A 21,727-nucleotide genomic window follows, 5' to 3' on the forward strand; every position below is an offset into this window, starting at 1 on the left:
GATGATGAACAAGATGCGCTTGCTCGGTTATTCTGCGAGTGCGCGCAGCCGCGCGCCGCGCGCTGCGTGTACGGCGCGTCTCGCTTCGATCCGCGTGGCGACGGCGTTGGGTGGCGTCCTTGCATTCGCGCTGCTGTGCATGGTCTCGGTGCGCGCCAATGCGGCACCGCTACCCGGCGCTGCAGCCCCTGAGGGGCAAACGTGGCAACTTGCGCTCGCGGGTCTGGCAATCGTAGTGTTGGTTGGCGGATGGCTGGCTCGCTCTGTGCTGATGCGCGCTGCACAGAAGTTGAACGGCGTCGAGGGCAAACGGAAAAGCCGCTGCTGCGCAGTCGAAACGCGGGAGCAGACCGCCGGCAACGCAGCGTCCACGCAGGTGAATGCCGGCGTGACGCGAGAACGCCTTCGGCTGGTCGACGCAATGCACCACTATTCGGGCGGCCCGTTGACTGTGATCGCGGGCCTGCTTGAATCGGTCGAAACAACTGCGTTGCCGCCCACTCAACGCGCCAAGCTGCGCGTGATTCAATCCGCGCTGCGGACATGGGCCCAAACGCTGCATGACCTGGTGGATGCTTCGCAACTAGCGTCGCGCACCCTCGTTCTCGATGAAAGCGTGACGGATCTGCGCGAACTCATCGAAGGCGTGCTCACGTTGTTGGCACCAGCAGCGGCGCAGCAAGGGCTGCGCTTGAGCGCCAACATCGATCGAACCGTGGCCATGTATATCCTCGCCGACAGCGGCCGGCTCGGTCAGATTGTCTTTCATCTGGTGAGCCGCGCGGTTCGCCTCACTCGGTATGAGCAGATTGTGGTGAGTGTTAGTACTGAACCACTCAATGTCGCCTCGCAGCGCATTTTTATCTTCGTGACGGATGTCGACGCAGCAACCGTTGACGCGGCTGACCTGAAGCCTTGCGGGCCAGGTACGGTTGAACCCTTTGCGGACGTCGCGCATTTCGGCCGTGACGGCGATCTGGCGCTCTGTCAACTACTCGCGCAGCGCATGCATGGCGAGCTTTCAGTTGGCCGTGTAGCAGATTCCTACATACACGCCTTATTCAGCGCGCCAGTCACCGTCGAGCGATGGGAAGCGTATGAAGAACCGGCGCGGGAAGCGGAAATGCCCCAGCCCGTCTTCGTCACGCAACCGGTGGAAGCATCCGAAAGCGCTTTGCTCGAACCCTTCGAGCGCAGCTATCTCAATGCGCTTTCGGAAGAAGGTATCGATCTCCACGCGTTTTTACACGGTTGGCGCCGTTCGATGGACGACGACCTGGCGCGACTGTACAGCGCGCATGACCAGCGCGATATCGACGGGTTGCGCGCCCTGCTGCACCGCCTGAGCGGCGCGGTAGGCCTCGTTGGCGCACGCAGTTTGATGGAGGCGCTGCAGGGCGCGAACGCTTCCCAGCTTGTGCATGACGCCGGCTCAATCGACGTGCTCGTGAGGCGCGCCAAAACCTTGATGATGCAACTCGACATAACGATTGACCCACACCGGAGCAGCGTACGATGAACCGACCGCTGGCCTTGATCGAAGGCGATCTGGCGATTCCGAAGCCGCGGCCGTTCGACGGCTTGCCGCCACCGTTCGGTTCGCGGCGCCGCGCTGCGCGACAGGCGACACGCGATGCGGCTCGGCAAACTTCACAGCAAATGTCACAACAGGCGCCGCTGGGCACTGCTCGGCCGCCGCGTTCCAGTCCGTTTCCTCCGGGCGTAAAACACATTCTGTTCTACAAGGCGCCGCCGCAACGTGTGGATTCGCGATTCGATACGGCCATGGCTGAAGCGAAGGGCTATCTCGATCGCGAGGCGGCCAAGGTGCGCCCTCGTTCATCGCGTTCGGATCACGTTCTCGGGGCATCGATCTTCGTCGGATGCGGCATCGCGCTGGCCTGGCTGCTTGCGACGTGTGCGATGAAGGACGCGGAGAAATCGAAACCGGTGTTGGTAGCGCCGACGGTTCTGGCGGACGCCCGGCCGCTCGTCGACCATCCGGAAAGCGTCGCCAAGCCGACCGTTGCGGATAAGCCGGTAGAAGAGGTCGCTGCTCAGAAACCTGCGGCTCCCACGACTGCTGAGGTTGCGAAAGCGGTGCCAACGATTCCGGCGGCGGCTGACGCGCCGATGGTCGCGCAAGTCACGCCGCTGTCTTCAGCTCAACCGCGGGGGTCTGCACAATCTGCTGCGGCGTCTGCGGCCGTGCCCAGGCAGATCGACCGAGCCGCCTCGTTGTCTTACGCAGTGCCGAAACGGGCCGTGCGTGTCATTGCCGGCGACAGCGATACGGTCAAGCCGGCGGAAAAAACCACGAAGCGAGTCAAGATGGCACGCTTGAGCGAAGCGCACGTCAACGAACGCGTCGCGTTGAACCGCGCGACGCGTCCTGCTATGCAACCCGCGCCGTCGAGGCAGCCCGAATGGGCCGCCAGCGCATCGCGTTCACACGACGATGCTTTGTCGGACGATGCATCGTGGCTGAACTGGGCCGCTCAGCAGCGCCGGCCGTCTCCAACCATGCGCGCCACTGCGCCCGTTGACAACAACTGGAACGAGCACATGACGCAACGCCGGATTACCGACAATCCAGGTGCTTTTCACACCGACCGCGGCGGACAGTAAACGTATGGCGAATTTTCCTTAAGATATGTACGCAACTTTCCTCAGGTATTGGAGAGCTGTCGCCCTTTCGGTGGCGGAAACAAGACTTGCTATCTGACCGCTTTCCAGTGCATTGCCCATGTGGCCCAACGCAACTCAACACGCAAAAAAAAAGCCCGACCAAAGTCGGGCTCTCAAATCGGCTGCGTCCTCCACAGGACGCAGCACCTGCAAAACAGCTAAGCCGTTTGCTCTACCGCCAGCTTAATAAGCTTAAGCAGCCAGCAGCGAACGCAACACGAACGGCAGAATCCCGCCGTGCTTGTAGTAATCCACTTCGATCGGCGTATCGATACGCAGCAGAACCTGCACGCGCTTCTCCTTACCGTCCTTACCGCGAATCACCAGCGTCACTTCCTGTTGCGGTTTGAAGTCGCTGCCGAGGCCTTCAACGTCAAACGTCTCTTCGCCAGTAATACCGAGCGATTGCACGCTATCCGAGCCCTTGAACTGCAGCGGCAGAACGCCCATGCCGACCAGGTTCGAACGGTGAATCCGCTCGAAGCTGCGTGCGACCACGGCCTTCACGCCCAGCAGTTGCGTACCCTTCGCTGCCCAGTCACGCGACGAGCCCGTACCGTACTCTTCGCCTGCAAACACAACCGTCGGCGTGCCCGCGTCGATGTACTTCATCGCTGCGTCATAGATCGACTCTTGCTCGCCGCTCGGCTGATGAATCGTCAGGCCGCCTTCCACACGCGAGCCGTCTGCCTTTGCCGGGATCATCAGGTTCTTGATCCGGACGTTCGCGAACGTGCCGCGCATCATCACGTCGTGGTTGCCGCGGCGCGAGCCGTAGCTGTTGAAGTCGGCCTTCTGCACGCCGTTTGCCTTCAGCCACTTGCCTGCCGGCGAGTCTTCCTTGATCGAGCCTGCCGGGCTGATGTGATCGGTCGTGACCGAGTCACCGAAGATGCCCAGTGCGCGTGCGCCCTTGACCGGAGCGATGCTGTCGGCCGGCGTCATCGAGAAGTCCTTGCCGAAGAACGGCGGCTCAGCGATGTACGTCGACTTCGGCCAGTCGTAGACTTGACCTTCCTCGCCTTCGATCTTGCTCCACAGGTCGCCCTTCTTGGTGAGCTGTGCGTAGTTCTTGCGGAACGCGTCTGCGTCCAGCGCGAACTTGAGCAGCTCGTTGACTTCTTCGCTGGTCGGCCAAATGTCGCCCAGGTAGATGTCCTTGCCGCCCTTGCCCTTGCCGACCGGTTCGGTCATCAGGTCGCGCGTGATGTTGCCGGCGATCGCGTAAGCCACAACCAGCGGCGGCGAGGCCAGGAAGTTCGCGCGGATGTTCGGGTGAATACGCGCTTCGAAGTTACGGTTGCCCGACAGAACCGCTGCCGCGACGATGTCGTTCTTCGTGATCGCTTCGTTCAGTTCCGGCGTCAGATCGCCCGCGTTACCGATACAGGTCGTGCAACCGTATGCGGCCAGCGTGAAGCCGAGCTTGTCGAGGTACTTCATCAAGTCGGTCTTCGTCAGGTATTCCGTGACGATGCGCGATCCCGGAGCCAGCGAGGTCTTGATGTGCGGAGCGACCGTCAGGCCGGCTTCCACAGCCTTCTTCGCCAACAAGCCAGCAGCCAGCAGCACGCTCGGGTTCGACGTGTTCGTGCACGACGTGATCGCAGCGATCAGGATGTCGCCGTTCTTCACGTCGACGCCGTTGCTCGTCGTGTATTGCGTGTCCAGATCGGCTTCCTTCTTCGCAAAGCCGTTTTCTGCCACCGGCTTCGAGAACAGGTCGCTGAAGGTCGACTTCACGTGACCGATTTCGATACGGTCTTGCGGGCGCTTCGGACCTGCCAGCGACGGCGTTACCGTGCCGAGATCCAGCGTGACGACCTTGGTGTAGTCGATCTGGCCAGCCTTCGGAATACCGAACAGACCCTGCGCCTTGAAGTAGTTTTCGAAGGCGGAGATTTCTGCGTCGGTGCGGCCCGTGCCCTTGAAGTAGTCGATGGTTTTTTCGTCGACCGGGAAGAAGCCCATGGTTGCGCCGTATTCCGGCGCCATGTTGCCGATCGTTGCACGGTCCGGCAGCGACAGCGACTTCGTGCCTTCGCCGAAGAACTCGACGAACTTGCCGACAACCTTTTCCTTACGCAGCAGTTCGGTCACGGTCAGGACCAGGTCGGTCGCCGTCAGGCCTTCGCGCAGCTTGCCCTTCAGTTCGACGCCCACCACGTCCGGCGTCAGGAAGTACACCGGCTGGCCGAGCATGCCGGCTTCAGCTTCAATACCGCCCACGCCCCAGCCCACCACGCCGATGCCGTTGATCATCGTGGTGTGGCTGTCGGTACCGACCAGCGAATCCGGGTAGTACACCGTGTCCGCGCCTTCGGCCTTCTTGTGCACGCCGCGTGCGAGGTATTCCAGGTTCACCTGGTGAACGATACCCACGCCCGGCGGCACGACCTTGAACGTGTCGAATGCCTGCATGCCCCACTTCATGAACTGGTAGCGCTCGTTGTTGCGCTGGAATTCCAGTTTCATGTTCAGGTCGAGCGCGTTCTTTTCGCGGAAGTGATCGATCTGTACCGAGTGATCGACGACCAGATCGACCGGGACCAGCGGTTCGATCGACTTCGGATCCTTGCCCATGTGTTTCGCGACACCCCGCATGGCAGCGATGTCGGCGAGCAGCGGCACGCCGGTAAAGTCTTGCAGCACGACGCGCGACACGACGAACGGGATTTCGTCGACGCGCGCTGCGGTCGGCTTCCAGTTCGCGAGTTGCGTGATGTGTTCTTCGGCGATCTTCTTGCCGTCGTAGTTACGCAGCACCGATTCCAGCACGATACGGATCGAAACCGGCAGGCGGTCGATCTTGATGTTCAGTGCCTTGCCGAGTTGCGGCAGGGAGTAGAACTTGCCTTTGCCGGAACCGCTGTCGAATTCCTTGAGCGTTTTGTGGAGGTTGTGGGCCATGGTGTTTTCCTTGGTTTGATCGCGGAACTACGTTACTTAACTTGACTAGATGACGTAAAGATCGACGTACTCATTGACCGGCATGGCTTCGAGCCTTGCCTGATCCAGCGACACGTCGAGAATCGCCAGTTGTTGCTTGATCGGAAAGCGGCGCGCGAGGTTGGTCTTGAACTTCTCGACCAGCAACGGAATCCCGTCTTCGCGACGACGCTTATGACCGATCGGGTATTCGACTACGACTTCATCGAATGTCGACCCGTCGTTGAATTCAATCGTCAGTGCATTGGCGATCGAACGCTTCTCCGGATCGTGGTAATCCTTCGTGAACTGCGCGTCCTCGACACATTCCATCTTCGCGCGCAGTACATCGATACGCGCGTCCTGCGCGATCGAATCTTCATAATCCGCAGCCGTCAGGCGGCCATGGATCAACGGCACGGCGATCATGTACTGAATGCAATGATCGCGGTCGGCCGGGTTGTTCAGGGGGCCTTTCTTGTCGATGATGCGGATCGCGGCTTCGTGGGTGCGGATCGTGATCTTCTTGACGTCGTCGACGAGCTTGCCTGCGCTTTGCAACTGCGCGTGCAGCGTCATCGCCGCTTCCACCGCTGTTTGCGCGTGGAATTCAGCCGGAAACGAGATCTTGAACAGCACGTTTTCCATCACGTACGAACCATACGGACGCTGAAACTTGAACTCGTTGCCCTTGAACAGGACATCGTAGAAGCCCCACGTCCTGGCCGTCAGCACCGACGGATAGCCCATCTCGCCGGTCTTCGCGATCAACGCGAGCCGCACGGCGCGCGATGTCGCATCGCCTGCTGCCCACGATTTGCGCGAGCCGGTATTCGGCGCGTGACGATACGTGCGCAACGCATGCCCATCGACAAATGCTTGCGATACCGCGTTGATCAATTCGTCGCGCGTCAGGCCGATCAATTGGCCGACCACAGCGGTCGAAGCCAGCTTCACCAGCAATACATGATCGAGCCCGACCTTGTTGAACGAGTTCTCGAGCGCGATACAGCCTTGAATTTCGTGCGCCTTGATCATGCCGATCAACACGTCTTTCATCGTCAGCGGCTTCTTGCCCGCTGCGATGGCGCTGCGCGAGAGCCAGTCGGCCGTCGCCAGAATTCCGCCGAGGTTATCCGACGGATGGCCCCATTCCGCGGCCAGCCATGTGTCGTTGAAGTCCAGCCAGCGGATCATTGCGCCGATGTTGAAGGCGGCCTGAACCGGGTCCAGCTGGAACGACGTGCCCGGCACCTTGGCGCCGTTGGGGACGATCGTGCCGGGCACGATCGGTCCCATCAGCTTCGTGCAGGCCGGGTAGGTCAGCGCCTCGAGACCGCAACCGAGCGTATCGATCAGGCAGTTACGCGCGGTGTCCAGCGCGAGCGTGCTGTCGATCGGGAAATCCAGTACGTAATCGACAATATCGACCAGGACTGAGTCCGGGTCGGGTCGCACGTTGGAAATCGGAGCGGACATCGGGGCGCTTTCCTGATGTAACGGATTAGTTGGTCTTGTTGATCGCGTTCGATTGCGTCGGCGCCGGTGCGCCTTGCTGCATCTCTGCCGTCTTGCACTCGTCGGCCAGACGCGAGCTGTCCTTGTCCGAGAACAACATGGCCTTAGTCGGGATCACGACGAGATCCATGCCCGTTGCTGCGTCGTGGAAGCGGTCTGCACCCGTGGTGGTCGCTTCGCGCGGCAGATTGTAGTTTTTGTTCGCCCAGTGAACCGTGACGATCTGGTCACGCTTCATGTCGCCCTTCAGGTCGAAAGCCAGACCTTCATTGCACGACCACTTGATCGAGCCGTCCGGAACCGGATCGACCTTCGCTTCCTTGGCCGGGTTCGGTTTGCGCTTGATCAGGCGTTTCGGCTGCGGCTTCTTCGGCACAGCCTTGGTGGCCGGCTTCGTGGTGGTGGTCGCCGTTTGCGCGGCGGCGTCAGTCGCGACGGTCAACATCGTCGTGGACAGGGCGCCAATCACGGCGGCGATCATCAGCTTTTTCATGGTGGAGAACCTTTCTATCTAATTTCAGTTGAACAGTACGCGGGCTACCGGTCCTGGCAACCGCGAGGGTTGAACTGCACGCGCTATGAAAGCGCACAGCGGCCGCTATTTTCTCCTATTTAGCGGCACGTACTTCAAATTCTCGGGGCCGATGTAATTTGCGCTCGGACGGATGATCTTGTTGTCGATCCGCTGCTCGATAATGTGCGCGCTCCAGCCAGCCGTGCGGGCGATCACGAACAGCGGCGTGAACATCGCCGTCGGCACGCCCATCATGTGATATGAAACTGCGCTGAACCAGTCGAGATTTGGAAACATCTTTTTCACATCTGCCATCACTGTTTCAAGTCGCTCGGCGATATTGAACAGCTTCAGGTTGCCCGCTTCCTTCGAGAGCTTCTTCGCGACGTCCTTGATGACGCTGTTGCGCGGATCGGAGATCGTGTACACCGGGTGACCGAAACCGATCACCACTTCCTTGTTCTCGACGCGACGGCGGATGTCGGCTTCGGCCTCATCAGGCGTCTGATAGCGCGACTGGATTTCGAACGCGACTTCGTTGGCGCCGCCGTGTTTCGGGCCGCGCAGCGCGCCGATTGCGCCAGTGATCGCCGAGTAAATGTCCGATCCCGTGCCCGCGATCACGCGGGCGGTAAAGGTCGAGGCGTTGAATTCATGCTCGGCGTACAAGTTCAGCGACACATGCATCGCGTCGACCCACGCCTTCGACGGCTCCACACCGTGCAGCAGGTGCAGGAAATGGCCGCCGATCGAGTCGTCATCGGTTTCCACTTCGATGCGCTTGCCGTTGTGCGAGTAGTGGTACCAGTACAGCAGCATCGAACCGAGCGAAGCCATCAGCTTGTCGGCGATGTCGCGTGCGCCCGGCACGTTGTGGTCGTCTTTCTCGGGCAGAACCGTGCCGAGCACCGACACGCCGGTACGCATCACGTCCATCGGGTGAGCGGCGGCCGGAATCCATTCCAGCGCGGCCTTCACGTTCGCGGGCAGGCCGCGCAGCGCCTTGAGCTTGGTCTTGTAGGCGGTCAGTTCGGCTTGCGTCGGCAGCTTCTCATGCACCAGCAGATAGGCGATCTCTTCGAATTCGCATGCACCGGCGATGTCGAGGATGTCGTAGCCACGGTAATGCAGGTCGTTGCCAGTCTTGCCAACCGTGCACAGCGCGGTGTTGCCAGCCGTCACGCCGGACAGCGCGACGGATTTCTTCGGTTTGAAGCCGCTTTTAGGTTCGTTCTCGCCTTGTGCACCGGCGGTTTGCGTCGTCTCGCTCATCTCCCGCAATCTCCTTTGTGCCTGCTCATTGCTTCTGGTTGAACCGCGCATTCGATGTTGGCTTCGTGCCGCGCCAGGCGATGCTGCTGCGATTCGCTTGCACGGCTACGCATACGGGCGCTCTTCAGCGCTGCCACGCCGGGTGCTGCGTTGATCATCGCGCTCATGATGAGGCTTGCCCGTTAGCGCCCACTTCCGTGAAGAGCGGCGCCGCGTCTTGCGGAACGGCGCGGCCAGTGGATTGCGCGCGGCGCAGCACCGACCAGTAATAGCGATAGCTGGCCCGGTCGTGCAACGTGTCGTGATGGCGCGTCGGTCCCCACTGCGCGGATTGTGCCGCCAGCAGAATTTCGGTAGCGGTGACGATTTCTTCGTCGCGCGGAGCAAACGCGGCCACGATCGCTTCGATCTGCGCCGGATGGATGCTCCACATCCGCGTGTAGCCGAACTCGTTGCGGGCGCGGGCCGCGTCGCTCGCGACCACGCTCATATCGCGCACTTCCGTGCTGACGTTATGCGACGGCACCTTGCCATACGCATGGCAGGCCGCCGAGATCTCGAGCTTCGCGCGCCGCACCAGCGGATGATCGAACTGACCGGGCGAGCGCATGGCGGTATCGGGAATCGCGCCGTCGTGCGCGGAAACGAAGTCCATCAGGCCGAAGCTCAGCGCCTCGACGCCGGGGAGCGCGGCCAGATCGAACACGCGCGTCAATGCACCATGCGTTTCGACCAGCAATTGCACCGGCACCGGCTGGGCAATGCCGAGCTCGCGCCGCGTCGCTTCAATGAACGCGACCATTTCGGCGGCATCGGGAACGTTGCGGATTTTCGGCAGGGTGATGTAGGCGGGCGCTCGCTTTGCGGCACGCAAAATGAGGCGGACGTCGTCGCGCCAATGCGCGTGATCGAAGTCGTGGACCCGCACGCCGACGCGGCCGAAGTGGTCATGCTCGCTGCCCAGCAGCGACGCGACCAGCTCGGCGTGTTCCGCTTCGCGGCCGACCTGCGCGCCGTCTTCGCAATCGAGCGTGATGTCGAACACCGGCCCAAGTTGCTGCTGCAACGCGAGCGATTTCAGCATCAGCTTCTCGCTGCCGGCGTAGTGATCGCAGGCAGGCAGCACGGCAGGCGGCACTTCGCCGTCAAACAGCACTTCGGCGGGTGTGAGGGCGCGCATCTTCGGCGTCAAGGGCGTGGGTGGTCGTTGAGGAAATCTGATTCGGACGCGCTCTGCCTTAACTGTCAGCAAGGCGTGACGCAAAGCGCGTTCGGATCAGGGGCGAATACTGGCACGACAAATTGCGGAATGGACAGCAAAGTGGAGCACCGCACCTGCATTCGCACGTAAAAAACCGGAACCCGCTGCGATAACGCCACGGAGTTCCGGTTCGTCTGCATCTGGCGCTTAGCCGAGCAGGTGTTGAACGCCTTCGCGCTCTTCGAGCAACTCGTTCAGCGTGCCGTCCATCTTTTCACGCGAGAACGCGTCGATTGCCAGGCCTTCAACGCGCTTGTACTCGCCGTTTTCGCACGTAACCGGCACACCGTAGATGATGTCTTCCGGAATGCCATACGAACCGTCCGACGGGATACCCATCGTGACCCACTTGCCGTTCGTGCCGAGCACCCAGTCACGCACGTGGTCGATTGCAGCGTTAGCTGCCGACGCTGCCGACGACAGGCCGCGCGCTTCGATGATCGCCGCGCCGCGCTTGCCGACGGTCGGGATGAACGTGTTGCGGTTCCATTCTTCGTCGTTGATCAGCTTGGTCAGGTCTTGACCTTCAGCCGTGGCGACGCGGAAGTCCGGGTACATGGTCGGCGAGTGGTTGCCCCACACAGCCAGCTTTTCGATCGAAGCGACCGGCTTGCCCGACTTGGCAGCCAGTTGCGACAACGCGCGGTTGTGGTCCAGGCGCAGCATGGCGGTGAAGTTCTTCTTCGGCAGATCCGGTGCCGACTTCATCGCAATGTAAGCATTCGTGTTGGCCGGGTTGCCGACCACCAGCACCTTCACGTCGCGGCTGGCGACTTCGTTCAGCGCCTTGCCCTGAACCGTGAAGATTTCGGCGTTTGCCGACAGCAGATCCTTACGCTCCATGCCTTTCGAACGCGGACGTGCGCCGACCAGCAGGGCCACGTCAGCATCCTTGAATGCAACCTTCGGGTCGTCAGTGATCACGACACCCGACAGCAGCGGGAATGCGCAATCATCCAGTTCCATCACGACGCCTTTGACGGCGCCTTGCGCTTGCGGCAGGTCGAGCAGTTGCAGGATGACCGGCTGATCCTTGCCGAGCAGATCGCCATTGGCGATGCGGAACAGCAGGGAGTAAGCGATTTGACCTGCGGCGCCGGTGACGGCAACGCGCTTTGCGGGCTTAGCCATTGAGAAATCTCCAGGACGATGCGTTAGACGCTAGGGAAAACGCCATTCTATATGCGCGTTCAGCGAAGCGTTGTGAAACACGGCGGAATTCACTGTTCGCGTACGGCCTCGTCATTTTCCGAGGCTGTGCGACGCGCTGCGGCAAGACCGCCATGCCGGAAACCTGTACTACTAGCGGGGAGCGGGGCATGTTGGCGCCGGGTAGCCGCTGCACGGTGCGGGCTCCTGCAAACAGCGCGTTTCGGCAAGCGTCTGACCAACGAATGGCGGCGAATCGAAACCTGGACTGCGTGGGAACAGCATGGTGCAGAGTGGCTGCCGGTGCGCTGCGGCGTTGCATTACATCGTGCAAAACAGCCGCCGAAAAGCCCGCAAACCCTTGCTCGACAAGGAGTGTAGGAGCCGTCAGACACAAAGTCAACATTATCTTATGTCTTATATAAGACATATCTATTGCGGGGGAAACCCTAGACGCGGCCCGGCTCTTTATGATGAAATGCGCGGATGACTTCGAACCAGGCGAACACCGCGAATCCGAACGGCCATGGGGCCACGGGCGAGGGTGTATCCGCTGCCACGCCCGCCACGTCGCCCACTTTCAGCCCCTTGTATCAGCAGATCAAGGGCTTGATCACGCAGAGCCTCGAAACCGGCGAATGGAAACCTGGCGAGATCATTCCTAGTGAAGTCGAATTGGCGGCAAGATACAAGGTCAGTCAGGGAACCGTGCGCAAAGCGATCGACGAGCTTGCTGCCGACAACCTGCTGGTGCGACGCCAGGGCAAAGGTACTTTTGTTGCAACGCACAATGAAGATCGCGCCCAATTTCGCTTCCTCAGATTACTGGCCGATGACGGCGCGGAACACCCGCACGTCAGCCGCCTGCTTGAATGCCGGCGCTTGCGCGCTTCGGCGGACATCGCCCGGCAACTCGATCTGAAACCCGCCGATCCGGTGGTGTTGATCAAGCGCTTGCTGCAGTTCGACGGCGAAGTCACCGTACTCGACGAAATCTGGTTGCCTGGCGCGGTGTTTCGCGGGCTCACGCTCGAGCGGCTGTCGGAGTATAAAGGTCCCCTCTACGCAATGTTCGAGACGGAATTCGGCACACGCATGATCCGCGCAACGGAGAAGATCCGCGCGGTTGCAGCAGAGCCTTCAGTGGCTGACCTGTTGCATGTGCCGGCAGGCTTTCCGCTGCTTTCGGTCGAACGCGTCTCCTATACATATGGAGACCGGCCGGTTGAGGTGCGCCGTGGTTGGTATGTCACAACCGGGTATTACTATCAGAACGATCTGAGCTGAATCGGGATGAAAAAAGGCGCTGCGTCCCACACGCGCGCCTGTTTGAAGGCGCCTTTATCGCGCGCGCTGTAACGGACCTGTAGTGGTTTTCGCTGCAGCGCGATATAAAAAGGCGCTAAAATTGCGGATTAGTGTGACTACATAGTAGGGGTCTAGCATGGCTGAAGCCGTAAAAAAACCGAGGCCGGAATTCCGGAACATCGGTATCGGGCAGATTTTGACGGCATACCGTCTCCCGCTAGCGGGGCGCGTGTCGATCTTGCACCGCTTAAGCGGTGGGCTGCTTTTTGTTTTTCTTCCGTTCCTGCTGTACCTCTTCGATCAGAGCCTGACTTCCGAACTTAGTTTCGAAGTCTTCAAGGGCTTCCTCTCCAACATCATCGTCAAGCTCATCACGCTCGTTCTCGCGTGGGCCTTCCTGTTCCACTTCTGCGCAGGTGTGCGTCACCTGTTCATGGACACGAGCCACGGTCTCACGACTAAAGAGAAGGGCAAGCAAACCTCCATCGTGGTGCTGGTCGTTTCGTCGCTTCTGACGATTGCTTTTGCGCTCAAACTCTTCGGAGCATTCTAAAAAAATGGCAGCTAATAACCGAATCGGTCCGAAGCGTCTCGTTGTCGGCGCACATTACGGTCTGCGCGACTGGCTTGCCCAGCGCATTACCGCCTGCATCATGGCCGTGTACACGGTGATCCTGCTCGCGTGGTTCTTCGGCGCGCGCGATTTCTCGTATGACGGCTGGGCGTCGATCTTCGCCACGCAATGGATGAAGCTCGCCACGTTCGTCACGCTGCTGTCGCTGTTCTATCACGCGTGGGTTGGTATCCGCGACATCTGGATGGACTATGTGAAGCCCGTTGGCATGCGCCTGTTTCTTCAAGCGCTGACGATCGTCTGGCTGCTCGCATGTGCGGGCTACGCTGCGCAGATTCTCTGGAGAGTGTAAAAGAATGGCTGCAATCAAGAATTCTCTGCCGCGTCGCAAATTTGACGTGGTTATCGTCGGCGCAGGCGGCTCGGGGATGCGCGCTTCGCTGCAACTCGCGCGCGCCGGTCTGTCGGTTTGCGTGCTGTCCAAGGTGTTCCCGACGCGTTCGCACACGGTGGCTGCCCAAGGCGGCATCGGCGCATCGCTCGGCAACATGAGCGAAGACAATTGGCACTATCACTTCTACGACACGATCAAGGGTTCCGACTGGCTCGGCGACCAGGACGCGATCGAGTTCATGTGCCGTGAAGCACCGAACGCTGTCTACGAACTGGAACACATGGGTATGCCGTTCGACCGCAATGCGGACGGCACGATCTATCAGCGCCCGTTCGGCGGCCACACGGCTAACTACGGCGAAAAGCCGGTGCAACGCGCTTGCGCGGCCGCTGACCGTACCGGTCACGCGCTGCTGCACACGCTGTATCAGCAAAACGTTGCTGCCAAGACGCAGTTCTTCGTTGAATGGATGGCGCTGGACCTGATCCGCGACGCCGACGGCGACGTGCTCGGCGTGACCGCGCTGGAAATGGAAACGGGCGACGTCTACATTCTCGAAGGCAAGACCACGCTGTTCGCTACGGGCGGCGCAGGCCGGATCTTCGCGGCTTCGACCAACGCGTTCATCAACACCGGTGACGGCCTGGGTATGGCTGCGCGTTCGGGCATCGCACTGCAGGACATGGAATTCTGGCAATTCCACCCCACTGGCGTGGCCGGCGCGGGCGTGCTGATTACCGAAGGTGTGCGCGGCGAAGGCGGCATTCTGCGTAACTCGAACGGCGAGCGTTTCATGGAACGCTACGCGCCGACGCTGAAGGATCTGGCACCGCGCGACTTCGTTTCGCGTTCGATGGACCAGGAAATCAAGGAAGGCCGCGGCGTGGGTCCGAACAAGGATCACGTGCTGCTCGACCTGTCGCACATCGGCGCCGAGACGATCATGAAGCGTCTGCCGTCGATCCGCGAAATCGCCATGAAGTTCGCGAACGTCGATTGCATTAAAGAGCCGATTCCGGTTGTGCCGACCATCCACTATCAGATGGGCGGTATCCCGACGAACATCAACGGTCAGGTTGTTGGTACGCCGAAGGGTCATAAGGAAGTCGTCAACGGTTTCTACGCGGTGGGCGAATGCTCGTGCGTATCGGTGCACGGCGCGAACCGTCTCGGCACGAACTCGCTGCTCGACCTGGTGGTGTTCGGCCGCGCGGCCGGCAACCACATCGTCAAGCACGTGAAGGAAATCAAGGAGCACAAGCCGCTGCCGGCCGACGCTGGCGATTTCTCGCTGGCGCGTCTGAACAAGCTGGACAAGTCCACGTCGGGCGAATACTCGCAAACCGTCGCGGCCGAAATCCGTTCCACGATGCAGGCGCACGCTGGCGTGTTCCGCACGTCGAAGCTGCTGGCCGAAGGCGTCGAGCGCATTCGCGAAGTGGCGGCACGTGTCGACAATATCTACCTGAAAGACAAGTCCAAGGTGTTCAACACGGCACGTGTTGAAGCGCTCGAAGTGGAGAACCTGATCGAAGTGGCACGCGCCACGATGATCTCCGCCGAAGCGCGCAAGGAAAGCCGTGGCGCGCACGCGCAAAACGACTTCGAACATCGCGACGACGAAAACTGGCTGCGCCATACGCTGTGGTTCAGCGAAGGTGATCGCCTCGACTACAAGCCGGTTCACATGCAACCGCTGACCGTCGAATCGGTGCCGCCGAAAGCGCGTACCTTCTAAGGCACAAGTCAAAGGAATTCAGAAATGGCCAAGCGTACATTTGAAATTTACCGCTACGATCCGGATAAGGACGCAGCGCCGCGCATGCAAACGTACGAGATCGAAATCGACTCACACGAACGCATGCTGCTCGACGCGCTGCTCAAGCTGAAGGCGATGGACGAAACTTTGTCGTTCCGCCGTTCGTGCCGCGAAGGCGTGTGCGGTTCGGACGCGATGAACATCAACGGCAAGAACGGTCTGGCCTGCTTGCAGAACATGAACGACCTGCCGCAGAAGATCGTGCTGCGTCCGCTGCCGGGCCTGCCCGTCGTGCGCGACCTGATCTGCGACTTCACGCAGTTCTTCAACCAGTACCACTCGATCAAGCCGTACCTGATCAACGACACGCCGCCGCCGGAAAAGGAACGTCTGCAATCGCCGGAAGAACGCGACGAGCTCGACGGTCTGTACGAATGTATCCTGTGCGCCAGCTGCTCGACCTCGTGCCCGAGCTTCTGGTGGAATCCGGACAAGTTCGTCGGCCCGGCTGGCCTGTTGCAAGCCTACCGTTTCATCGCGGACAGCCGTGACGAAGCGACGGGTGAGCGCCTGGACAACCTGGAAGATCCGTACCGTCTGTTCCGTTGCCATACGATCATGAATTGCGTCGACGTTTGCCCGAAGGGCTTGAACCCGACCAAGGCGATTGGCAAGATCAAGGAATTGATGGTTCGCCGCGCAGTCTGAGATGGACGAAACATCGCATCAGTCCGACCCTCTCCGCCGCGCGCGCCTTCGCTGGCGTGCGCGGCGGGGCCTGCTGGAAAACGATCTGATCTTTGAACGTTTTTTCAGCCGATATGAGCATGACCTCAGCGATGCCGATGTAGGCGCTCTCACGCGCCTGCTCGAGCTGAGCGATAACGACCTGATGGACTTGCTGCTCGTGCGCAAGGAACCGGAGGGCGACCTTGCCGACCCGGATGTGATTCGGGTGCTGGAGCTGCTGCGCAACGCTTGAGCGTCTTGAGCGCCGCTTGTCCGTTGTTCCCAGGCGTGCAAATTATCGAAACCCTGTTTCCATACTTCGATTGAGGATGTGCTATGACCCCGTCAGATGTTAAAGCCACGCTATCGTTCAGCGACAATTCGCCGAGCGTTGAAATGCCGATTTACAAGGGCACTCTCGGCCCGGACGTGATCGACATCCGCAAACTGTACGGCCAGACTGGCAAGTTCACGTACGACCCGGGCTTCATGTCGACGGCGGCGTGCAATTCGGCGATCACCTACATCGACGGCGACAAGGGCGAGCTGCTGTATCGCGGCTACCCGATCGACAACCTCGCGGAAAATGCCGACTTCCTCGAAACCTGCTACCTGCTGCTGAAGGGCGAACTGCCGAACGCAGCGCAGAAGAAGGAATTCGTCGACACTGTCACGAAGCACACGATGGTGCACGAGCAGATGCACTTCTTCTTCCGCGGCTTCCGTCGTGACGCACACCCGATGGCGATCCTGGTTGCGGCAGTCGGCGCGCTGTCGGCGTTCTATCACGACTCGCTCGACATCAATAACCCGCGTCACCGCGACGTGTCGGCCATTCGCATGATCGCGAAGCTGCCTACTCTCGTCGCCATGGCGTACAAGTACAGCATCGGCCAGCCGTTTGCGTACCCGAAGAACGACCTGTCGTACAGCGCGAACTTCATGCACATGATGTTCTCGAACCCGTGCGAAGAGTACAAAGTCAACGACGTGCTGGTGCGCGCCCTCGACCGTATCCTGATCCTGCACGCTGACCACGAACAGAATGCGTCGACGTCGACGGTTCGTCTGGCGGGTTCGTCGGGCGCTAACCCGTTTGCATGTATCGCAGCGGGTATCGCTTGTCTGTGGGGCCCGGCGCACGGTGGTGCGAACGAAGCCGCGCTGAACATGCTGGAAGAAATCGGCTCAGTCGACAACATTCCTGAGTTCATCAAGCAGGTGAAGGACAAGAACTCGGGCGTGAAGCTGATGGGCTTCGGTCACCGCGTCTACAAGAACTACGATCCGCGTGCGAAGCTGATGCGCGAAACCTGCCACGAAGTGCTGGAAGAGCTGGGCCTGCACGACGACCCGCTGTTTAAGCTGGCCATGGCACTGGAAAAGATCGCGCTGGAAGACGAATACTTCGTGTCGCGCAAGCTGTATCCGAACGTCGACTTCTACTCGGGCATCGTGCAGCGCGCGCTGGGCATCCCGACGTCGATGTTCACTTGTATCTTCGCGATGGCACGTACGGTCGGCTGGATTGCACAGTGGAACGAAATGATCGCCGATCCGGAACAGAAGATTGGCCGTCCGCGTCAGTTGTTCGTCGGCGATACGCCGCGTGAAGCGAAGCCGCTTGCGCAACGCTGATCGATTATGGTCTGGCAGGATTGAGAAAGCCCCGGCAGTTGCCGGGGCTTTTTTACTTTAGAACAGCATCCTTGTCCTCATTAAACGCCTGGCGCTTCACGCGTCATAGTCGCTGCAACTTCCGCCTTCATATCTGAGTCGATCCGTCGCGCCAATTCCGACGTCCAAAGGCGCACAATAAATCCACAAATTCGTAGATCGATTCCCCATCGCTAAATTGCCGCCGCGTACAAGTGCTTCTCTTGTAGCTGAAAAGCAGTTGTACGCGGAGGAGATTCTTTGTGCCACTTAAACGGTGATTAAAGTGGTTGGCGAAGTTTTTTGAAAAGCGAGGAGTAGAAATGAAGGTAACTGCGAGGCTATGTTCACTTTTCTTTGCTTCACTCACTGGCATGCTAGATGCCAACGCGGCAGGACCATCGCTGGCGGCAGATGTCGATATTACGGAAATGTTGTCGCAGCGATATAACGTCACATACTACGATGGAAGAACCTGGGCTGCCTTGCCGGCTCTGGGTGGCAATGTAACATTAAAACCGCGATTTTCAGCGGAAGGGGGTGGTACCGCTCCGTGGGCTTTTTACAAGTACGGTATTGAATTAAAAGACAAGAATGATCCGAAATCCAGCTTTTACGTCTTTTTGGCAACAAGTACAGAGCCTTGCATGTCTCACCAAACATCTTCTTCGGACGGATTTTTGAATGAGACTTTAGGATACGTTTACGAAATAACTACGCAGTATACAAACCTCGCTACCACTAATGTTCAGAATGCAAACGTGTCAGTGGCTTATCGAGTATGCAGTAAGCAAAATGTGCTATCGGTGAGATTTTTCGATCCGATAACGAGTGGCATTCCGATTGGAATTGGTGCCCACGTCAATGGCCAGACTATAAGAGTCTCGGAGACTTACGTGATTTTGAACACAGAGGGAATCTTGTATCCACAGTAATCAGATGAACATCTGAATGGAGCGGTGCGATGAGATTTCTTTCTATTTTCGTGGCTATTCTATTGATATTTTTTGGAGTTACTGGAAATACTTCTGCGCAGCCGGCACAAATTCCCGAGTTTGTCTACCGGGCTGACACGCGTGCCCCCCACGAGGTGAGGCGTGCTGGGGGATTTATTGCGAGGGGAGTTGATGCATCGCGGCCGGGAACGATTGCCGACCTCAGTCTCTACAATCATGCGACCGGACATGCAGGGCCTCAGAACGACTACTCAGGCTATGTCTCGACAACGACGGATTTCATGCGGGGATACCGCTGGTTGTGGGATCAGGGAGGTGGGTTCCGTAGCGGCTATGTCTACACGATTCGTCCAACTGCAAGTTTTGTTGATGTCAACGCCAGCTTGGGCCGATTCCTGGATCCGATCATCCGGCAGGAAAATGAATGGGCTGCGATGGGGCGGATACACTGGTATCAGGTTGTCGGATGGCGTTCAGTAGCCGAGCCGCCGACAACACCGATGACGCCCAACCCTGAATACAATCCGAACCATATCGCGTTCACGCTGGCGCCCGTTGGGGCTCAGCCCGAGCTCGCCCATTTTCCTGTCGGGCATGAGGCATGGAATGAAATGCCGTGGGTTGAATTTACGAATTGCGGACGACCGCCAACAGGTAATACACAACGAAGTGTGCAATCTGCGGGCGAGCAATGTATCCCGTTCGATAATGGAAACATGGACTATGCATACTACACGGGATATTTGTCTGCGCTCAGTTCGACATTGTGTGGTGGATCGTGTCTCGAGGGAGATAGAAGTTTTAATCAGTATGAAAATTTCGATGCATCAATAACCTTTCTATATGATCACGGTACTCAGCGCGAATGCGATCACGGTAAGGAGGAGATGCCTGAGAGCATTGCGGAAATTTATAATGAAAGTACCTGCAATCGCATGCAGGTTGACGATAAACTTCGCGTTAGAGAGGGGTATCTTCTGAAAAGTGCAGACTCGACCTGTATGGTGATAGCGACCCCAGATACTCAATATACAACCGGTGAAATATGTCAGCCATCCGGCAGAGGTGTATTTGAAACGAATAATCCAATACCTACATGTCCGTCGGGCTACAGGCTTGCGACCGCAGAGGACGTTGAAATAAATTCGAGTATTTGCTTCACGCAATTGGATATATATAGTGTTGCCCGGCTGGATGGCGAAAATATTGTATCCGGAAGCGAGCGTCTCCCATGCGTAATATCGAAAAACACAAGTCAAACCCAAAGCTCTTTATGCAAAAAAATCTCATACGCGACACCTGAAGTTGTTGTTTCCTCTCCTTCTCCTGAAGGTGCTGTATGTTGGGATCGTTACGCGGCCGTAAACGTTCAGCAGGCGATGGCGAATAAAACAGCTTTGTGCAATTTGGTCCTTCACTCGCCGAGCGGTTCAAACGTAATTGGTTTGGCTGATGGCTGGTTTAACGCGGAGACTTGCACTGTGTGGGCGGAGGCACCTTCGCAAAAGCCCGGTTATACCTTCTGTAACAATGGCGTCGCCGAAGGGAGCCGCTATCTTTCGACCATGATTTTGACCAGCGCCGGAGAAACATGCCCATCCGGCTTCCAGCTGGCATCGGAATCGGAGTTGCAGGCTGATCCAAGTATTTGCTATGGAACATTGCCGGCGGGATCGACGGCGCGTCTGGCGAACTCGGCCTCGGTGACGATGTCGCTTAGCGCAAGCCCGACCACGCCGCTGTGCACCACAAAGGCATCGGATCCAACGACGTTGACGATGGCCGTTTGCAAAGCGGCGTTGCCTGTTCAATAGACTCGGTTATAGGGCGGTTTTCTGTTTCAGAAGGTCCCGTGGGTTAACTTCGCGTATTTCCGGGCGGCACACTGCCGCCCGGCTTTGATGGGCGTTTCCGATTCCCGTACGGTGCGAGCGCGGCGTGCGGTTTTGATCTTTCCAGCGAAGGCGAACGCGTTTCGAGGTCGGCGATTGCTGAAGTCGCATCCTTCGGTGGATGCCCGTGATTGTCGAAAAAACGGCGATATGCGCTTGGCGTCATGCCGCGCGTCGACAGAAACTGTCGATTGAAATTGGCGAGATTCGAGAACCCCGCCTTCGTGGCGATGAGTGCGATTGGCCAGCCCGTGCCGGTTAGTTGCCGCGTCGCATAGCCGATGCGCAGCCGGTTCAGATAACGCCCGACGCTCTCGCCCACATGCCGCGCGAAGTAACGGTGTAGCGAGCGCTCTGAGAGGTTTGCCACCGCGCACAGTTCGGCGATGCGCAACGGTTCGTGGAAACGTCGATCAAGCAGGTCGAGTACGCGATTCAACCGCTCCGCTTCCGACGTGCTACCGCCTGGCGCGACAGCGGGCGCGATGCGGGCCGTGTGCGCGGCTTGCGCCGTTTGCGGCGCTTGTCGGCTTTGAGCGCTACGGGCGTGTTCTTGCAGCGCACCCCGCGCATGAACATGCGCAACCGGCGACGCCAACGGCTCCGATTCTGCTTCGGATAGACACGCCAGGACTTCAAGCGCCGCGCCGAGCCGCACACGCGGAGACTCATTCAGCAAAGCGCCCATTTGTCCGCGAATCAACGCCACATCGTCTGGCGCAAACCGCAGCCCCGGCGCGGCGCGCCTCAACAAACTACGCAACGAAGCAAACTCCGGACAGCAATCGGCCATCCGCCTCGCCCAATCGCCGTTGAACCAGATCACGATCGCCACCTGCGGCTCGCGCGCATCGATCGGCTCCGTCGACGCCCACGTGTGCGGCATATCGGGCGGTACCAGCACGAGATCGTCGCCGCTGTAGTCGGCGATATGGTCGCCGACGAAGCGCCGGCCACGGCTGTTCATCGTCAGTGTGAGTTCGTATTCGGGGTGGTGGTGCCACTCGAACGGAATCTGCGCGAGCTGCCGATGGTAGACGCGGATCGAGCAGCCGTCGGGGATGGTGACGCGTTCGTATTGGGGTTTCACGGTGCGCAGCCTGGCCGCGGGAAGGAAAAACGGTGAATG

At 59.2% G+C, this 21,727-nt stretch carries 18 protein-coding genes; 11 read left to right on the plus strand and 7 right to left on the minus strand.

The genetic code is table 11. The annotated features are described in order from the left end of the window. Position 1: 1 nt before the first annotated feature. Together KHO31_RS12870 and KHO31_RS12875 are read left to right on the plus strand one after the other, a co-directional pair. On the plus strand, positions 2-1,519 hold the full coding sequence (locus KHO31_RS12870) for an Hpt domain-containing protein (protein ID WP_236071237.1): 1,518 nt from the start codon (positions 2-4) through the stop codon (positions 1,517-1,519). Continuing rightward, positions 1,516-2,628 (plus strand): hypothetical protein, encoded by a 1,113-nt coding sequence (locus KHO31_RS12875; protein WP_211623483.1) that lies wholly within the window; start codon positions 1,516-1,518, stop codon positions 2,626-2,628. The genes KHO31_RS12870 and KHO31_RS12875 overlap by 4 nt, the downstream gene beginning before the upstream one ends. A gap of 252 nt (positions 2,629-2,880) precedes the next feature. On the opposite strand, the gene acnA is transcribed toward KHO31_RS12875, so the two are convergent. The 6 genes from acnA to KHO31_RS12905 form a co-directional block, all read right to left on the minus strand. Beyond that, positions 2,881-5,598: an aconitate hydratase AcnA gene (acnA, locus tag KHO31_RS12880; RefSeq protein WP_201077339.1), complete on the minus strand. Its 2,718-nt coding sequence runs from the start codon at positions 5,596-5,598 to the stop codon at positions 2,881-2,883. Between the two features lie 45 nt (positions 5,599-5,643). Beyond that, the gene (locus KHO31_RS12885) at positions 5,644-7,095 is read right to left on the minus strand and encodes a bifunctional 2-methylcitrate dehydratase/aconitate hydratase (protein ID WP_211623484.1); all 1,452 of its coding nucleotides are present in this window, start codon (positions 7,093-7,095) and stop codon (positions 5,644-5,646) included. A gap of 25 nt (positions 7,096-7,120) precedes the next feature. Continuing rightward, positions 7,121-7,627, minus strand: a complete 507-nt coding sequence (locus KHO31_RS12890; RefSeq protein ID WP_201077351.1) for a hypothetical protein — start codon at positions 7,625-7,627, stop codon at positions 7,121-7,123. A 105-nt stretch (positions 7,628-7,732) separates the two neighbouring features. After that, positions 7,733-8,920, minus strand: a complete 1,188-nt coding sequence (prpC, locus tag KHO31_RS12895) for a bifunctional 2-methylcitrate synthase/citrate synthase (protein ID WP_211623486.1) — start codon at positions 8,918-8,920, stop codon at positions 7,733-7,735. A 163-nt stretch (positions 8,921-9,083) separates the two neighbouring features. Further along, positions 9,084-10,100 (minus strand): HpcH/HpaI aldolase/citrate lyase family protein, encoded by a 1,017-nt coding sequence (locus KHO31_RS12900; protein WP_201077355.1) that lies wholly within the window; start codon positions 10,098-10,100, stop codon positions 9,084-9,086. A gap of 228 nt (positions 10,101-10,328) precedes the next feature. Further along, the gene (locus KHO31_RS12905) at positions 10,329-11,312 is read right to left on the minus strand and encodes a malate dehydrogenase (protein ID WP_074289036.1); all 984 of its coding nucleotides are present in this window, start codon (positions 11,310-11,312) and stop codon (positions 10,329-10,331) included. Positions 11,313-11,816: 504 nt separating this feature from the next. Between KHO31_RS12905 and KHO31_RS12910 the strand changes: the two genes are divergently transcribed. The 9 genes from KHO31_RS12910 to KHO31_RS12950 all read left to right on the plus strand — a co-directional run bounded on the left by KHO31_RS12910 (position 11,817) and on the right by KHO31_RS12950 (position 20,520). Further along, on the plus strand, positions 11,817-12,617 hold the full coding sequence (locus KHO31_RS12910; RefSeq protein WP_201077357.1) for a GntR family transcriptional regulator: 801 nt from the start codon (positions 11,817-11,819) through the stop codon (positions 12,615-12,617). A 157-nt stretch (positions 12,618-12,774) separates the two neighbouring features. Then, positions 12,775-13,191 carry a succinate dehydrogenase, cytochrome b556 subunit gene (gene sdhC / locus KHO31_RS12915; protein WP_054034790.1) on the plus strand — a complete coding sequence of 139 codons (417 nt, stop codon included), beginning with the start codon at positions 12,775-12,777 and terminating at the stop codon, positions 13,189-13,191. A gap of 4 nt (positions 13,192-13,195) precedes the next feature. Next, the gene (gene sdhD / locus KHO31_RS12920; RefSeq protein WP_063498406.1) at positions 13,196-13,564 is read left to right on the plus strand and encodes a succinate dehydrogenase, hydrophobic membrane anchor protein; all 369 of its coding nucleotides are present in this window, start codon (positions 13,196-13,198) and stop codon (positions 13,562-13,564) included. Between the two features lie 4 nt (positions 13,565-13,568). Continuing rightward, the gene (sdhA, locus tag KHO31_RS12925; protein WP_201077359.1) at positions 13,569-15,344 is read left to right on the plus strand and encodes a succinate dehydrogenase flavoprotein subunit; all 1,776 of its coding nucleotides are present in this window, start codon (positions 13,569-13,571) and stop codon (positions 15,342-15,344) included. Positions 15,345-15,368: 24 nt separating this feature from the next. Continuing rightward, positions 15,369-16,073 carry a succinate dehydrogenase iron-sulfur subunit gene (locus KHO31_RS12930; RefSeq protein WP_054034792.1) on the plus strand — a complete coding sequence of 235 codons (705 nt, stop codon included), beginning with the start codon at positions 15,369-15,371 and terminating at the stop codon, positions 16,071-16,073. Between the two features lies 1 nt (position 16,074). Continuing rightward, positions 16,075-16,347 (plus strand): FAD assembly factor SdhE, encoded by a 273-nt coding sequence (locus KHO31_RS12935; RefSeq protein WP_201077361.1) that lies wholly within the window; start codon positions 16,075-16,077, stop codon positions 16,345-16,347. A gap of 83 nt (positions 16,348-16,430) precedes the next feature. Further along, a complete protein-coding gene (gltA, locus tag KHO31_RS12940) occupies positions 16,431-17,732 on the plus strand; it encodes a citrate synthase (RefSeq protein ID WP_201085176.1) in 1,302 nt (433 codons plus the stop codon). A gap of 341 nt (positions 17,733-18,073) precedes the next feature. After that, positions 18,074-18,685 carry a hypothetical protein gene (locus tag KHO31_RS12945; protein ID WP_201085177.1) on the plus strand — a complete coding sequence of 204 codons (612 nt, stop codon included), beginning with the start codon at positions 18,074-18,076 and terminating at the stop codon, positions 18,683-18,685. A 29-nt stretch (positions 18,686-18,714) separates the two neighbouring features. Continuing rightward, on the plus strand, positions 18,715-20,520 hold the full coding sequence (locus KHO31_RS12950) for an enterotoxin A family protein (protein ID WP_211623488.1): 1,806 nt from the start codon (positions 18,715-18,717) through the stop codon (positions 20,518-20,520). 43 nt (positions 20,521-20,563) lie between these two features. Here the strand turns inward: KHO31_RS12950 and KHO31_RS12955 are convergent, their stop codons facing one another. Next, entirely contained in the window at positions 20,564-21,688 is a 1,125-nt protein-coding gene (locus KHO31_RS12955; protein ID WP_201085179.1) for a helix-turn-helix domain-containing protein, read from the minus strand. Positions 21,689-21,727 lie beyond the last annotated feature (39 nt).

Origin of the sequence: Paraburkholderia domus, assembly GCF_905220705.1 — a bacterium.
Lineage (GTDB): Bacteria > Pseudomonadota > Gammaproteobacteria > Burkholderiales > Burkholderiaceae > Paraburkholderia > Paraburkholderia domus.

Bases quoted from the DNA above. Each gene is read 5' to 3' on its own strand.
- KHO31_RS12870 (WP_236071237.1), top strand. From the start codon at position 2: ATGATGAACAAGATGCGCTTGCTCGGTTATTCTGCGAGTGCGCGCAGC.
- KHO31_RS12875 (WP_211623483.1), top strand. From the start codon at position 1,516: ATGAACCGACCGCTGGCCTTGATCGAAGGCGATCTGGCGATTCCGAAG.
- acnA (WP_201077339.1), bottom strand. From the start codon at position 5,598: ATGGCCCACAACCTCCACAAAACGCTCAAGGAATTCGACAGCGGTTCC.
- KHO31_RS12885 (WP_211623484.1), bottom strand. From the start codon at position 7,095: ATGTCCGCTCCGATTTCCAACGTGCGACCCGACCCGGACTCAGTCCTG.
- KHO31_RS12890 (WP_201077351.1), bottom strand. From the start codon at position 7,627: ATGAAAAAGCTGATGATCGCCGCCGTGATTGGCGCCCTGTCCACGACG.
- prpC (WP_211623486.1), bottom strand. From the start codon at position 8,920: ATGAGCGAGACGACGCAAACCGCCGGTGCACAAGGCGAGAACGAACCT.
- KHO31_RS12900 (WP_201077355.1), bottom strand. From the start codon at position 10,100: ATGCGCGCCCTCACACCCGCCGAAGTGCTGTTTGACGGCGAAGTGCCG.
- KHO31_RS12905 (WP_074289036.1), bottom strand. From the start codon at position 11,312: ATGGCTAAGCCCGCAAAGCGCGTTGCCGTCACCGGCGCCGCAGGTCAA.
- KHO31_RS12910 (WP_201077357.1), top strand. From the start codon at position 11,817: ATGACTTCGAACCAGGCGAACACCGCGAATCCGAACGGCCATGGGGCC.
- sdhC (WP_054034790.1), top strand. From the start codon at position 12,775: ATGGCTGAAGCCGTAAAAAAACCGAGGCCGGAATTCCGGAACATCGGT.
- sdhD (WP_063498406.1), top strand. From the start codon at position 13,196: ATGGCAGCTAATAACCGAATCGGTCCGAAGCGTCTCGTTGTCGGCGCA.
- sdhA (WP_201077359.1), top strand. From the start codon at position 13,569: ATGGCTGCAATCAAGAATTCTCTGCCGCGTCGCAAATTTGACGTGGTT.
- KHO31_RS12930 (WP_054034792.1), top strand. From the start codon at position 15,369: ATGGCCAAGCGTACATTTGAAATTTACCGCTACGATCCGGATAAGGAC.
- KHO31_RS12935 (WP_201077361.1), top strand. From the start codon at position 16,075: ATGGACGAAACATCGCATCAGTCCGACCCTCTCCGCCGCGCGCGCCTT.
- gltA (WP_201085176.1), top strand. From the start codon at position 16,431: ATGACCCCGTCAGATGTTAAAGCCACGCTATCGTTCAGCGACAATTCG.
- KHO31_RS12945 (WP_201085177.1), top strand. From the start codon at position 18,074: ATGAAGGTAACTGCGAGGCTATGTTCACTTTTCTTTGCTTCACTCACT.
- KHO31_RS12950 (WP_211623488.1), top strand. From the start codon at position 18,715: ATGAGATTTCTTTCTATTTTCGTGGCTATTCTATTGATATTTTTTGGA.